The organism is Faecalicatena sp. (assembly GCF_058819085.1).
Window position 1 is genome coordinate 80,505 of sequence record NZ_JBZUUL010000005.1, and the last position, 15,241, is coordinate 95,745.

Genomic DNA, 15,241 nt, shown 5'->3' on the forward strand with positions numbered 1-15,241 from the left:
GAGGTACCCCTCTTGACTCTGGAAGAAAAAATCGCACACTTACAGACAACCTCCATGGAAGAGGCGAGGACTGAAGGCAACGCCATCATTGACAACTACCGTGAAGCGTTGGAAAAAGTATTACAAGACCATAAAGAAGAGGCGCTCCGCCAGTCTGAGACCCGTATCAAGGCTGAGACAGTCAGCGCCAAACAGCAGTTAAACCAGGCAATGGCCAAGTCACAGCTGGAATTAAAACGCCGCCAGGGCAAGATCCAGTTGGAATTGAAGGATAAGATCTTCGAGGAAGCCTATGATCTGGTCAAGGAATTTATGAAGACAGAGGCTTATGAAGATTATCTGGTCAAGTGTATCAAGAAGGCGATCTCATTTGCCGCCGGAGACCCTATGGTCATCTACATCAATCCTTCTGATGACCTGCGCCGCTCCGAATTAGAGGACGCCTGCGGTGTGAGGCTTACGGTCAGTGCCGAGAATTTTGTGGGCGGAATCCGCGCAGTCATCCGAAGCCGCAACATTTTAATAGATAATTCTTTTAAAACATCACTGCGCAATGAATATGATAAGTTTATCTTTTTAGGAGGTGACGGAATTGCTTAATACTGGTACTATTTACGGAATCAACGGTCCCGTCATCTACTTGAAGGGCAACACTGGTTTCCGTATGTCTGAGATGGTCTATGTCGGCAAAGAAAAGCTGGTGGGTGAGGTCATCGCACTGGATAAAGACCTGACTACAGTTCAGGTCTATGAGGAGACCACAGGATTACGCCCCGGCGAAGAGGTCGTGGCGACCGGAAATGCAGTGTCTGTCACTCTGGCCCCCGGAATCCTGAATAATATTTTTGATGGAATCGAGCGCCCCCTGGAAAAGATCGCGGAATCAGGCGGCGCATTTATTACCCGTGGTGTCAGTGTAGATTCTCTGGACCACTCAAAGAAATGGAAGACACATATCGTTGTCTCAAAGGGAGACTATCTGCATGGCGGAGAGATCATCGCAGAGGTTCCTGAGACTCATGCCATTACACACAAATGCATGGTGCCTCCTGATCTGGAAGGAACCGTCGTGGACACCGCGGTGGACGGAGAATATACCATTGACGACCATTTGATCACGCTGGAATTGTCCGACGGCACTTTAAAAAAACTGACTATGACACAGCACTGGCCGATCCGTGTGGCACGTCCGACCCACCACCGTTTCCCGGCTTCCACGCCGCTGGTAACGGGACAGCGTATCATCGATACCATGTTCCCCATCGCAAAAGGCGGTACAGCCGCAGTTCCCGGAGGTTTTGGAACCGGCAAGACTATGACGCAGCACCAGATCGCAAAGTGGTCTGATGCAGATATCATTATTTATATTGGCTGTGGAGAACGTGGGAACGAGATGACACAGGTTCTCGAAGAGTTCGGAGAGCTGACTGACCCTCGTACCGGCAATCCACTGATGGACCGGACCACCCTGATCGCCAATACCTCCAACATGCCTGTTGCTGCCCGTGAAGCCAGTATCTATACAGGTCTGACCCTGGCAGAATATTACCGGGACATGGGATATGATGTGGCCATCATGGCAGACTCCACCTCGCGCTGGGCTGAAGCCTTACGTGAGTTATCAGGACGTCTGGAGGAGATGCCTGCCGAGGAAGGTTTCCCGGCTTATCTGGCATCCCGGCTTTCTGCATTCTACGAGAGAGCAGGCATGATGCACAATCTAAACGGAACTGACGGCTCTGTTACGATCATCGGTGCGGTCTCCCCGCAGGGCGGTGACTTTTCCGAGCCTGTTACCCAGAATACCAAACGTTTCGTACGCTGCTTCTGGGGTCTGGATAAGAGCCTTGCCTATGCAAGACATTTCCCGGCGATCCACTGGCTGACCAGCTATAGTGAGTACTTAGGTGACCTGGCGCCCTGGTATCAGGACCATGTGTCTCCGAAGTTTGTTGATTACCGCAACCGGCTGATGGCGCTTTTAAACCAGGAAAGCAGTCTCCTGGAGATCGTAAAGCTGATCGGAAGCGACGTGCTTCCCGATGACCAGAAGCTGGTGCTTGAGATCGCACGTGTCATCCGGCTTGGATTTTTGCAGCAGAACGCATTCCATAAAGACGATACCTGCGTATCCATGGAAAAACAATTCCTAATGATGGATATTATTTTGTATCTTTATAAACAATCCCGTGCGCTCGTTACCATGGGGCACCCGATGTCCGTACTGAAATCCGAAAACATTTTTGACAAGATCATTGCCATCAAATATGATGTGCCCAACGACAGACTGGAAATGTTTGCACAATACAGACGCGATATCGATGCCTTTTATCAGCGTGTGCTCGAGAAGAATGCATAAGGGGGAGATCGCTCATGTCAATTGAATATTTAGGACTTAGTAGTATCAATGGCCCTCTGATCGCATTAGAGGGGGTTCAGGACGCCTTTTTCGATGAGATCGTAGAATTTGTCATCGATGGTACAGAACGCAAAATAGGACGTATCGTAGAGATCTACGAGGACAGGGCAGTCATCCAGGTCTTCGAGGGCTCAGAGAATATGTCCCTTAAGAATACACATACCCGGCTCACCGGACATCCGATGGAGATCGCACTCTCACCTGAGATGCTGGGACGTACCTTCAACGGGATCGGCCAGCCCATCGACGATCTGGGACCGATCACATCCACATTGAAGCGGGATGTGAACGGACTGCCGCTGAACCCGGTGATGAGGGAATATCCAAGAAACTATATCCACACCGGGATCTCCGCGATCGACGGCCTGACCACACTGATCCGCGGCCAGAAACTGCCCATCTTTTCCGGGAACGGACTTCCGCATGACCAGCTTGCCGCACAGATCGTAAAGCAGGCATCACTGGGAGAAAACTCCGATGAACAGTTCGCCATCGTATTTGCCGCCATGGGCGTCAAGCACGACGTTGCAGACTTCTTCCGCCGCACCTTTGAGGAAAGCGGTGTGGCTGACCACGTTGCCATGTTCCTAAACCTGGCAAATGACCCGGTCGTAGAGCGTCTGATCACACCAAAGGTTGCCCTGACTGTGGCAGAATACCTGGCTTTTGAGCAGAACATGCATATCCTGGTTATTTTGACCGATATGACCTCCTTTGCGGAGGCCATGCGTGAGGTCTCCTCCTCAAAAGGAGAGATCCCCAGCCGTAAAGGCTTCCCTGGATATTTGTACAGTGAACTTGCCACCATATATGAACGTGCCGGTATCGTCCAGGGAATCAACGGTTCTGTGACCCAGCTTCCGATCCTGACCATGCCAAACGATGATATCACGCACCCGATCCCTGACCTGACCGGATATATCACGGAAGGGCAGATCGTACTGGAGAGAGAGCTCCACGGACAGTCCATCTATCCGCCGATCAATATCCTCCCGTCCCTGTCCCGTCTGATGAAGGATGGTATCGGAGCCGGATATACAAGAGAAGACCACCAGGACCTGGCGAACCAGCTTTTCTCCGCCTATGCCAAGGTAGGCGATGCCAGAAACTTAGCCTCCGTTATCGGTGAGGACGAATTGTCACCGATCGATAAAAAGTATCTCCAATTTGGTAAGGCTTTTGAGGAAAGATACATCGGCCAGGGACCGAATGAAAACCGCAGCATGGAAGACACTCTCGACCTCGGATGGGAGCTGTTAGGCCTGCTGCCGAAGGAAGAACTCGACCGTGTGGATACGAAGATACTGGATAAGTATTATAGGCCGGCGGTTGTGGAATAGCAAAGGGGTCAGACCCTTTTGCTCTCCGTATTCAGAATATTCAGACTAATTAACTATAAAGGAGGAGTTGCATGGATCCGCGTACCTTCCCTACCAAAGGAAACCTGATGCTTGCCAAGAACTCTCTTGCCCTGGCAAAGCAGGGATACGACCTGATGGACAAAAAACGTAATATCCTGATCCGGGAACTGATGGATCTGATCGACGAGGCCCGTGATATCCAGGACGAGATCGACAGCACGTTCACCTATGCATATCAATGTCTGCAGCGTGCCAACATCGAGCATGGTATCAACATCGTCTCGCAGCTTGCCTATACGGTGCCGATCGAGAACTCCATCACCATCCAGACCCGAAGCATCATGGGCACGGAGATCCCCCATGTCAAGTACACCCCGGGAAGTAAGACTCCGACCTACTCTTTTAGTACGACAAGAGAGTCCATCGATATTGCTACAGAGGCATTCCGTAAGGTGAAAGATCTGACGGTTAAGCTCTCCATGGTGGAAAATGCTGCCTACCGTCTGGCATCCAATATCAAGAAAACACAAAAGCGGGCGAACGCTCTGCAGAATATTACGATCCCGATGTATACACAGCTTGTGTATAATATCACCAACGCTCTGGAAGAGAAAGAACGTGAAGAGTTCACACGTCTAAAGGTGATCAAACGGATGAAGCAGAAGAAGGGCGCTTAACAATAGAAAGCACGCTTGCGCGAACTTTCTATTGTCATGAATTACAAAAAACGCAGTCGAAACCGGCTGCGTTTTTGTATACGTTTCTGATTCTCTATTTTCCGATGATCTCCCGAAAATTTCTCTGCTCCACCGGATAGTAATAATAGAACCCGCTGGCCATCTCACATCCAAGCCCCTTCAAGAGCTCCTCCTGCCTTTCATTCTCCACTCCCACAGGAAGCACCTTAAGCTCCAGCTCCTGACAGAGCCTGACCAGATTTTCGATCACTTTATACCCCTTAGGTGTCTCGATCTGGCGCACCAGATCCTGACGCAGCTTTAACCCGTTTGCCCCGCAGTCCAGATAGTCCAAAAATACCCTGTCTAACTCCAGACCTGCCAGACAGACGTCAAACCCGTACGCCCGCAGCTGCCGGATGGTCTTCATGTAGATTTCTGACCGTGTAATCTCCACCATCTGATTCAGCTGTACGATGATCTGCCGGGGATCAACTTCATATTGCTGTGCCATCCCGTAGAGCTGCTCAGTAAAATTCTCATCCCCCACATTTTCCACCGTAAAGTTGAAGATCAGATTCAGGGAAACTCCCCGGCACTTCATATCCTGCAGAAAACGTAAGCCCTGGCGGTAGATCTCCATATTCATCCTGCCTGCCAGCTGCTTTTTCTTCATGATCTTTAGGAATTTCTCAGGCCCCAAAAGACCTCTGTGCGGATTCTCCCAGCGTGCCAATGCCTCTGCACCACAGATGTGCCCCGTTTCCAGGTCAATGATGGGCTGCAGGTACATAATAAACTCCTGATGCATCAATCCATGCACTGCCTCGTGTCCGATCGCATATCCCGAGATCGTCTCCCGCTCCACAAATTCATCGTAGAGTGCATACTGCAGATAGTGATTTCTCGCATAACGCATGGCCACCTCACTGTACTGAAGTGTTTTTAACGGCTCACTATCCGCCCCCGTCAATCGGTAGATCCCTGCATTCAGCTCCAGGAAATACCTTTTTTCTGCCTGTCTAAAAGCCCCTTCCAGGGATTCTTCCATATCCGAAACTCTTTGCTTCAAAGCCTCAACAGAAGTATACTGCACAAAGAATACAAAGCTAAACTCATTAAATCTGGCTGCCGCCTCTGTACTTTCATCCAATCCTTCCATACAGACATTACTGATCAGGCGGAGTGCTTCCTCCCCCTCTTGATATCCGTAGATCTGTGAGACAATGTCTACTCCTGTATGTAGATATAAAACCGCATAGTGTTCTCGGTTCCCATCCCTTATACATTCCAAGTATCTCCTTTTCCAGACCGCAAAATTCCCCTTTTGGGTCACCTCATCCAAAGACGCAAGAGCCTGAATCCGCCGTTTTCTCTTTCCCAGGATAAAAGGCATACACAACAGCACCAAAACCGCAGCGGCCAGACAGGCTGGGATCACATAAAGGTACAGATAAGATAAGGAGCCCTTCTCATGCCCTTTCTTAGCATACTCAAAGTACCGGGTCTCTATTTCCTCCCGGCTCAGCCTGCTAAATTGAGCCTCAAGAAGCTCCTTTGACTCCTGGGGCATACTTTGACTGTAAGCAGGGCGGACTTCCTGTTTTTTCCCGTCCTCTGTAAAGATCAGCACCGGATCCCCCGGGGTCAGTCCGGCCTGGTCCATTTCTTCCTCTGACAGGCCATATGTCCAGACAAGATCCACCTGCCCCTTCTCTGCCAGCTTTAACCTGTTATCCTCCTTAGAAGGAACTGCATAACGAACGCTGATCCCTGCATCCTGTGCCGCCTCCTTGAGAAGCCCGGGCAGGATCCCCTGATATTCCTGATCCTCATAATATTCCAGCGGCCACCTATCCGGCGCCCCGGCGGCATAGATCTCATCCCCTGCTGCCCGGACGTCATAAGATCCCACTGCGCCTAATACACCAAGAAGCACTGCCGCAATAAAAACTGCTGCTTTCCCTGCAGCGCTCTTATGTCTTTTTCTTTGATACACCTCTCTATTTCGCATCAGCCACCCGCTCCTTTTTCTCCCCGTCTGCCTTCGGAGAAGCCGCTCCTTCTCCCATATTCATTTTCTGGCGCTTGATCTGCCCCCATACATTCTTCTTTTTCTTATATCCGAAAAATGCTGTCATCCTTGTAAATGCCTGGATAAAACGGAAAAACACACTCTCTGCCAGGCACAGATAGACCGACTTTACTACATCCATAAACGACAGCTTTATATTCTGCGTATAGATCCTGGAAAAGAAAGCTGTAATGGTCAGGACCGCCCCATATAAAGCATAGATGACAAAAAACGTAATCATAAAAGGCACATTGATCAGGTCCACTAAATAGGCCATGATCATGGTCACAATTCCAAACAGCTCTATAAAAGGGGACAAGAGTTCATATAAAAGATAGTAAAGATAAGACACATATCCCACCGCCCCAAACTCCGGTGAAAAGAACATCCTCCGATGCTTTTTCAAACTCTGGTACAGCTCCAGGTACCATCTGCGCCGTTGTTTTTTTAAGTCCCGTATCGTTGTGGGACACTGGCTCCAGCAGATCGCATCCGGTGCGTACTTGATCGAATACGGAAGCTGGTTGATCCGGCAGAACGCATGCAGCTTAACTACCAGCTCCATATCCTCGCCCATAGTTGTAGAATCATAGCCACCCACATCTGTGACCGCACTCTTTTGGAACAGTCCAAATGCCCCTGAAATGATCAGATTCCCGTTGAACTTATCCAGCAGGATACGGGATGCCATAAAGGAACGGTCGTATTCCAGTATCTGCATTCCCACGATCGGATTCCAGGGCATATGATAATCCACCAGCTCCCCTTCTTTGAGAACGGCACAGTTGGAAATTCTCACCAGGCCACCCACAGCCGCTGCGCTGTCATCCTCCAGCACCGGTTTTACGATATTTTTCAGGGAATCTCTCTGCAGCACGCTATCCGCATCCATACAGATAAAATATGGATACCTGGACGCATTGATCCCCATATTCAGGGCATCCGCCTTCCCTCCGTTCTCCTTTTGCACCAGAGTGACAGAAATATGATTGATCTTCCCCTCATATACATTGATCTCCTTTTTACAGCGGATCTGCCGGTTGATGGGACGGCTCACCTTCTTAAGTCCGAATGCATCCAGTAAAACCTGAGTCGTCTGATCCTTTGACCCGTCATCCACCACAACGATCTCATACAGCCGGTAGTCCATCATCAGAAGAGACTTTACCGTATCCACCACCGTGATCTCCTCATTGTAAGCCGGGACCACGATAGAGACAGGCACATAATACTCATGCTCTATCTCATTGTGATAGCGCCGCTTTTTATGATCCCGGTATAATTCCAGCGCACCCAGAATAACAGAGGCCATAAGGAACGTCGAATATCCCATCAGATACAGTACGAAAAAGACACCGACTATACTGTAAAATGTTTTCACAAAATCAAACATGTATCTCCTCCAAATCTATCTGCTGATCTTCTATCTCCTGTAATTCTGAGACATACCTTAAAATCTCCCTTGCATATCTGTCATGCCCGTTATAGACATCATAGAGCTTCACCTGGGGCACTTTAAGCCCATAGATCAACGACTGTGCACAGTTAAAACGGACATACCAGTTCGCTGCGCCTAAGCCCTGCTTTAAACACTCCTGCGTTTCTTCTCCGGGATAGGAGGACAGGGCTGCGGCTGCCATAGCTGCATATTCCCAGTCTATAAACTCCTGATACCTAAGGAAATTCATAAGCACATCCCCGGCAGGTCTGTACGGATATCTTCGAAAATATCGGATGGCCTCTAACCGCAGCTCTTTATCCTCCGTTTCCTTTTCCAATAATCCAAGGAACTCCTTTTTAAACCCGTCATCTGAAAAACGGATAAACTGCATTACCGGAAGATTCAGATGCTCACCGAACCCTTCCCGGTGGGCATACAAAAGCACTGCCAGCTCATGCTTGTCGCCGCAAAAGCTCAAAAGCCCGTCTGCCAGCAGCTTTACACTGTGGATGATCCCATTGTCCTCCATTTTCTGCCATGCAGCCAGGACTGCCTCCTGATTCCCGATGGAATATAAGGCACCCAGCGCATTCTCTCTGGCATATACATCCGGTCCTATGACCAGGGTAACTAAGAAATCCATCAGACCGTCATAAGTCTTATGCCCCCTGTCGATCCTGAATTTCCTGACCAGGCTGGCAAAATAGGCCTTCTCGATCAGATCTCTCCTGCTGTAATAAAACGCCAGGTCTAAAAACACACTTCTAAGCGCTGTAAGATACCGGGCATATTCCTCAGAAGCTGTCTGCTTTTCTACTTCCTCCATCGAATGTTCGAAAGCCCTGAGCTTCTCCAGCTTCCTCAGATTTCTCTTCAATCCCAAAAGCTGCTCCTCCTTAAGCGTCCCGGACGCAGTCAGCCCAAGTATCTGCTCCAGGATCGTATCAACCATGCCAAGGCTTCGCCTTTCGAGCTTCTTCCCTTTGCGTCTGTCCCAGAAAATATAACCAATATTATAGATAAGGACAGCTATGCAGCCTGCCATATAAAAATACAGGATCATTTCCGGTTTTATCCCTAGTATATGCATAACCCTCCTCCTTTCCTATTCCGCCCACATCTTCTGCACAGCATAGTAAGACTGCTTAAGCCGTTCATGACTGGCCGGATTCTTTCCCCAGCCCTTCAACGGCACTTCACCCATCTGAATCCTGACACTCTCTTTGGCTTCCGCTCCGATGCCTGCGTATATCTCCCTGACCGCCAGATTCTCGATCCCGCTCTTCTCATAATAATCGTCATGCACCTGCATCTCAGAAGGGTTGGAGAAATTCAAAAGCTGCCAGGGAAGCCTGATCTCTATGTCATCACCGCTGATCATGAAATCGGAGACGGAATTAAAATCCTCAGCCTTTGGATTTCCATTTCCGTATACCAGCTTTCCTGTTTCTGTCTTCTCCGCTTTCTGGCTGGTCCCCCCGGCAGAAAGCGTTTTCCCCATCTGAAGCCCCAGATAGATCTTTTTAAAAACCGGGGAATCCTTTTCCGGCGGATCAAAATATGGATTTCCCTCTCCGAAATCCTCCGCAAAATTCGCTTTAAATGCCTCATACCGGTCCTGCACCAAGACTCTGCTGTTTTCCTTTCCGTCCAGTATCATCAAAAAATCTGCCGGCCTTTCAAATCTCAGCTTCTCTTCCCGTGCATAATAGCTTCCCGTTTTCGGGGTGACATCAATCGGAATATATAGTTTTCCTCCTTCTTTGGAGAGCCCTTCCTTATGCACCCTGAAATACAGAAACTTCTCATCGTATTTTACAGAAAGCTCCATCTGGTCCTGACTGATCACAACATCCTCCTTGGACCATTCCTCCACATTGCCGTCGGTATAACAAACACTTTCCGTCTTTCCCGGATCAAAGGTAAGAATTCCAAAAAACTGCTCATTTGTCTGATAATCACTCCAATAAGCGGTTTTAGATAAGTCCACATTTGCCATCGTATTCCAGGTTCGTTTGAACCATTCATCCTGCCAGGAAAAGATGATGCTGCCCGCACATCCTGCCTGCTTAATGTCCTGATAGGATTGCACTAAAGCCTCCCCCTGCTCCTTCTCACTCATATGTCCCTGGGATCTTCCTGTATTGTAATCAATCTGCGATAATCCCCTGGAAGTGGGGACTCCAAACTCGGAGATCACCACCGGCATATCATGATGTCTGTTCAGCATATCCAGATAGGCGGCGTAGGTATTATATCCCCCGTTCTCAAGCTTGTATTGATCCATATAAGACAGGGCTTTCCATCCGTCATAAAACCGCAGATAATCAGGATGATAGGGATACACGTGATAGGACGCAAACTGACCCGAAAGAAACGCATCTGTTGTGTGGATATGTTCAACATCAATCTGGGCACATTTCATAAAGTAATCATCTACCAGCTCCGGATATTCCAGCGGATCTGTGGTCGGCCAGTTTGAAAATGCAACAAGCCGCTGCTCTTTATACTTTCCTGTTTCATAAGCAATGATCTGATCTCCCACTTCTGCAAGCAGAGCTTCAAAAGGGGATGCATTTTCTGTCGTATACATATATTTTCCGTTAAATATCCCTTTTGTATCCTGCATCCGGTCCGTATAAGCAACCGTCATACTTTCCCATTCCACTCCCAGAATATATCCCAGAACCCATGGAGAGATATCCTTTGTATAAGAACCGCTGGTATTGGTCGTCCCATACCCCAGATTTAACTTCTTTCTTCCGTGAAGAATGTCCACCAGCGATCTGCAGTCTTCTTTAAACGTTTCAAGAAACTGATCATCATATGCATCCACATGGGAGTTCTGGATATAATCATCCACCCAGACTCCATGGATAATGTAAAGGGGATCAGGATTATGATCGTTATACTCATAGACCGCTTCATAAAAGGCCGGGCTGAGAATGGTGTAGACACGGATCGTATTAGCCCCCATCTCCGTGATCTGCCCAAACCACCTCAGATAAGTTTCCTTATCAATGGCATACTCTGTGGCAAAATGCCCGGGGATTCCCGCTCCGATATCAACGCCCTTGATCTCAAAGGGCTTCATTCCGTCTCCTGCATCCACCAGTATCTCTTTCCCTTTTGTGCCTGTAAACGTATGGATTTCTTTATCATCTGAAAAATTGACATAGAATCCCCATCTATAGTAGGCCGTATCCAGAAGGAATACAGCCAGAATTATGATGACCGCAGCGGTCAGAAATTTTTTCACTGTACATCCCTCCGTCTAATGATTAAATTTTTTATTCTTGGACTCATGACTGTAAGAGCGGATACCTTCAATATGCTGATCCATCCATGCCAGACGGCTGAGCAGTCTTTCTTCATACTGTTCTACAGCAGCATCATAGGAACCGATCGAACGCCCCGTTTCAGTGAGTAAGTCTTCCTCCGGTTGGAAGGTATATCCCCACACCTGAAAGTTTCTGTCAATGGCAGGGCCCAGGTAGATCGAAACCTCTTCGATATATTTTTTGATATACTCATCACTCAAAACACCTCTGCGCAGCTCTTTATACCTGTCAATGATCTGGTCTGTAAACCCTTCATCTTTCATAAGCATAGTAAACCATATACGTTCCTGGATAAAAAATCCATCCACCGGAGTCTGAACGTCAATATAGTTATCACAGCAGTTATTAAAATCCCACACGGCTGTCTTCAATTTTCCGCCCACGTCTTTATATACATATGTGGAGAAGACTCCTGCATCTGAATTCTGAGTCACCTCATTTATGATCACATAATCCACAAAGCTGTCCACATCAATATCATTCCTGAACCCGTACCTTCTGGAATCATAGTCATAGGAATATAAGGCTCTTTCAAACTTTGAAAAATCACGGCTGATATAATCCTTGATCTTTGGATTCATCTTCTTATCATTCGGATATTTTATCTCAATTCTGCTTTTTGAGATTCCTGAGTAATAGGTGAAATTATCCAGATAATCCACGACATTCACACTTTCCCGGTCTGCACACACGATATAGCTGGAGGCGCCTGCCTTCCCATCATACTTTGACACCTCGACGCGGCCCTCTCCGACACTGATCTGCTCCATCATGAGGTAGACGCCCTGGTACTCACCATTTAAAAACACCTCACAGAACCGCACATCAGGAGCCCACTCCATGATCTGTCCCGACAGGTTATACCACATATAGTTGCGCATCAGCGTTTTGTCAAGATACGGCCCGTTCAGCACCCAGGTACTGTCCTTTTCCATCCCCATGACCGGATATCCCTTTTTCTGGCCGTCTTCCCCGATAAAGTGTAACAGATACCCTTTTTTGTCAAAACGCCTGGAGGAGTTTCCCCGAATCCGGATCTGTACATCAGAATCTATATCCGGCTCCTGTGAAAGGGTATGCAGAGTTCCCTCCTTTTCCCTGATCTGTATGTGGGCTGTAATATACGAATTCAAAACCTTACTGACTAACTGCCCCTTAGGCGGGGTTCCGGGAATCGTCTTTCCGTCTGTATTGATATCCACAACAGGCAGACGGCTTGAAAAATCCTTCGCATCAATAGACAGATTGTGATCTGCCACCTCTGTATTATACTCGAGATGCTGCTGGGTACGCACCCGGCTGGGATCTGCATTCCCCGCGATCAGAAGCACAGCTGCCAGCAGTCCGCCCACTGCCCCCGCATACAATTTTCTGCTGTTCATACTCATCTACCCGCTAATCTCATCATTCTGCGTTACAATGTTTACATACTCTATTGCTTCCAGCTCGTAAAGCATTTCCGCGATACTCTTTTCCTTTTTATTGGAGATCAAATATACCTTTCTCGGCATCTCGAAGATCAATTCAATAGACTCTCTGCTTGTGTTTTTCACACGCAGCATGGCCTTGGATTCAAAATAATCAAATACCACCGCTTCGATCCGCCGCTCCATATTTCTGGCTCCGCGTATGACCAGAAGGATCCTGTTATCATTCTTGACCCTTCCAAGAATCAGCAGAATGAAAAATACTGCACCGCTTCCCACTGCTGCCACCATATAATCACCTACGCCGCAGCAAATACCAACGATAATGGTCCAGAAAATATAGGTAGTGTCTCTGGAATCCTTGATCGCAGTCCTGAAACGTACAATAGAAAGTGCACCTACCATACCAAGGGAAAGCGCGATGTTATTGCCGATAACCGTCATAACGGTAGCTGTCAGTACAGTCAGCGTGATCAGTGAAACATTGAATTTCTTAGAGTAGACGCTCCCTGCATGGGTAAAATAGTAGGACAGGTATATCACACACCCCAAAATAGCTGCCACCAGGATATGCAGGACGATCTCCTCCAGGGAAAGCGCCCCCGTCTCCTCAAACATAGAATAAATGTACTCTTTCATATTACTTATGTCTCCTTTATTGTTTTATCACAGCCCCTGTGATCTTTAAAACAGATAATGCAGGCCTGCACTGCGTGAAAGACTGTATTTACTAACAGATGTGGGACTTTTTCCCTCCAGGTTCACCATCTGTTTGATATAGCTTAGAAGAAAACCGTTATACTTCACTTCCAGCACCGCCAGATAAGCATCAAACACCGGATTTAGATTCAGTGCCGGCGAAAAAATACGAAAATCGCTTTCCGTTGCCCGAATATCCGTGTCAAATGTGATTCTCGTCTCATTTTCATTCGCTATATAGGCCTTTCTACGGTATTCTACAATAGATTTCGGCCGATAACAATATAGATTTAGCAATCCGTAGCATTCTTTTGCAAATGCCTCTTCATAACCCAGCAGACAGGAATATCTCCCCTTCGCCAATTCTTCTGCATCCTCCCGCTTTACCTTAAGGGAACGCTTCTTCTGATATTCTCCCTGCTTCTGCTTCATCTCAAGCATGGCAAAATCAGAATCCGGGCTGTATATACGCAGCCTGATCTTCCGCCTGATCTCCAGTCCGTCCTCTTTTTCATAAAAATCCCGTTCCTGCAGGGTATCAAAGTACAAACTGCGGATCAGATATCCATGTGTACCATTATGTTCATCTGCCCTCAAAACCTTTTCAAATGTATTGTCCAGCTTTCTATACTGCTCCAAAGACAATAGGTATTTCTTTTCCTGTCTCAGGACTTCATGCATTGTCATTCCTCCCTGTACCGTTTTCGTCCGCGAGTTTATCTGCCCGCGGACTTCTTTATTTTGGAACTTACTTATCTCCCTGGTCACTCATCCAAAAGCTTTAAAACCGGCCGCAGATAATGCCACGAGAATCCCAGCTTCGGGTAATTAAATTCCTTCTTAAGCTCTTCAAAACTTTCCTTTACTGCATCTATTCCATCATGATAATACGTGTTTACTTCCGTCAGCTCATGGGACCCGGGTCTCTGAAGCTCTGCAATGTGGATGATCCCTTTATCATAAGCCTTCGCCAGCTCTACCTCTGTCCTGATCTGCCCGGCTTCATCACTTTTATTATAATTCATCACGGCCAGCGCATCCAAGCCGTGTTCTACCAGATCAGCAAGCTCGTCCTCATACCCTTTCTTATCATAAAAATTAGGAATGCACACGATCACCCGAAGATCGTTTTCAGACGCCTTCGTATACGCTGTTTTACAATTTTTTATATACTGTTCCATGACCTCATCCTGTCTTGTATCCCATTCCTCTGTCAGATAAGGCTCCACGTCCCAGACGATCCCGCAGAAACGGTTTCCTTTCCCGCCCTTTCGATTCAATTGGATTACCCGCTCCACCTGTTCTAACATGGAAGCAGCATCCTTTTCCAGCCCCCACTCAGCCGCACCGGCCAGATAGTATACATCCTGCTTCCTATCACCGCGCCGTTTCAGATAATCTGTCACAATATCCTCGTCCATATCCTGGGGAAACTCCTGATAGACGGCTTCACATCCAAGTGCTTCCATTGCCGCAGCCACCTGCTCCTCCTGTTCTGGCAGGATATAGTCCTCTTCCCATGAAAATATACTTGTCTTCACAGCTTCCTTTGAATATGCCTCCTTTTTCTCGCAGCCGCCCAGCAGCATCCCTGCTGCCGCCCAGATGAGAATAAACAGAATGCTCCTGCTGCCTGCCTTCCTTCTTTTAAAGTTGTGTCCTATCTCATTTGGGCCATTCCCCCACACCTGCGCAGATTTATTTTTTCTTCTCATCATGCAAAACCTCCCCTCTGTTATTCTAGCATTACCAGAATCCCCCATGGCTATCTCCTTAAGCCGGAACAAAGTGAGCAAAACCCA

12 protein-coding genes are annotated in these 15,241 nt (G+C 47.8%); 4 read left to right on the plus strand and 8 right to left on the minus strand.

All coding sequences use genetic code 11. The annotated features are described in order from the left end of the window. Positions 1-12: 12 nt before the first annotated feature. The 4 genes from AC4OGX_RS04070 to AC4OGX_RS04085 all read left to right on the plus strand — a co-directional run bounded on the left by AC4OGX_RS04070 (position 13) and on the right by AC4OGX_RS04085 (position 4,457). Complete coding sequence (locus tag AC4OGX_RS04070; RefSeq protein ID WP_493328635.1) at positions 13-600, plus strand: V-type ATP synthase subunit E; 588 nt, start codon at positions 13-15, stop codon at positions 598-600. Continuing rightward, positions 593-2,359 carry a V-type ATP synthase subunit A gene (locus AC4OGX_RS04075; protein WP_493328636.1) on the plus strand — a complete coding sequence of 589 codons (1,767 nt, stop codon included), beginning with the start codon at positions 593-595 and terminating at the stop codon, positions 2,357-2,359. The genes AC4OGX_RS04070 and AC4OGX_RS04075 overlap by 8 nt, the downstream gene beginning before the upstream one ends. 14 nt (positions 2,360-2,373) lie before the next feature. After that, positions 2,374-3,759 (plus strand): V-type ATP synthase subunit B, encoded by a 1,386-nt coding sequence (locus tag AC4OGX_RS04080; protein ID WP_493328637.1) that lies wholly within the window; start codon positions 2,374-2,376, stop codon positions 3,757-3,759. A gap of 71 nt (positions 3,760-3,830) precedes the next feature. After that, positions 3,831-4,457: a V-type ATP synthase subunit D gene (locus AC4OGX_RS04085; RefSeq protein WP_493328639.1), complete on the plus strand. Its 627-nt coding sequence runs from the start codon at positions 3,831-3,833 to the stop codon at positions 4,455-4,457. 94 nt (positions 4,458-4,551) lie between these two features. On the opposite strand, the gene AC4OGX_RS04090 is transcribed toward AC4OGX_RS04085, so the two are convergent. The 8 genes from AC4OGX_RS04090 to AC4OGX_RS04125 all read right to left on the minus strand — a co-directional run bounded on the left by AC4OGX_RS04090 (position 4,552) and on the right by AC4OGX_RS04125 (position 15,157). Beyond that, a complete protein-coding gene (locus AC4OGX_RS04090; RefSeq protein WP_493328641.1) occupies positions 4,552-6,471 on the minus strand; it encodes an EAL domain-containing protein in 1,920 nt (639 codons plus the stop codon). Continuing rightward, positions 6,461-7,924, minus strand: a complete 1,464-nt coding sequence (locus AC4OGX_RS04095; RefSeq protein WP_493328642.1) for a glycosyltransferase family 2 protein — start codon at positions 7,922-7,924, stop codon at positions 6,461-6,463. Before AC4OGX_RS04095 ends, AC4OGX_RS04090 begins: the two co-directional genes overlap by 11 nt. After that, positions 7,917-9,062 carry a hypothetical protein gene (locus tag AC4OGX_RS04100; RefSeq protein ID WP_493328643.1) on the minus strand — a complete coding sequence of 382 codons (1,146 nt, stop codon included), beginning with the start codon at positions 9,060-9,062 and terminating at the stop codon, positions 7,917-7,919. Before AC4OGX_RS04100 ends, AC4OGX_RS04095 begins: the two co-directional genes overlap by 8 nt. A 15-nt stretch (positions 9,063-9,077) precedes the next feature. Further along, complete coding sequence (locus AC4OGX_RS04105; protein WP_493328644.1) at positions 9,078-11,231, minus strand: hypothetical protein; 2,154 nt, start codon at positions 11,229-11,231, stop codon at positions 9,078-9,080. Positions 11,232-11,246: 15 nt separating this feature from the next. Beyond that, complete coding sequence (locus AC4OGX_RS04110; RefSeq protein ID WP_493328645.1) at positions 11,247-12,695, minus strand: CotH kinase family protein; 1,449 nt, start codon at positions 12,693-12,695, stop codon at positions 11,247-11,249. Between the two features lie 6 nt (positions 12,696-12,701). Then, entirely contained in the window at positions 12,702-13,379 is a 678-nt protein-coding gene (locus AC4OGX_RS04115; protein ID WP_493328646.1) for a DUF4956 domain-containing protein, read from the minus strand. Between the two features lie 45 nt (positions 13,380-13,424). Next, entirely contained in the window at positions 13,425-14,120 is a 696-nt protein-coding gene (locus AC4OGX_RS04120) for a polyphosphate polymerase domain-containing protein (protein ID WP_493328647.1), read from the minus strand. Positions 14,121-14,203: 83 nt separating this feature from the next. Beyond that, on the minus strand, positions 14,204-15,157 hold the full coding sequence (locus AC4OGX_RS04125) for a hypothetical protein (protein ID WP_493328649.1): 954 nt from the start codon (positions 15,155-15,157) through the stop codon (positions 14,204-14,206). Positions 15,158-15,241 lie beyond the last annotated feature (84 nt).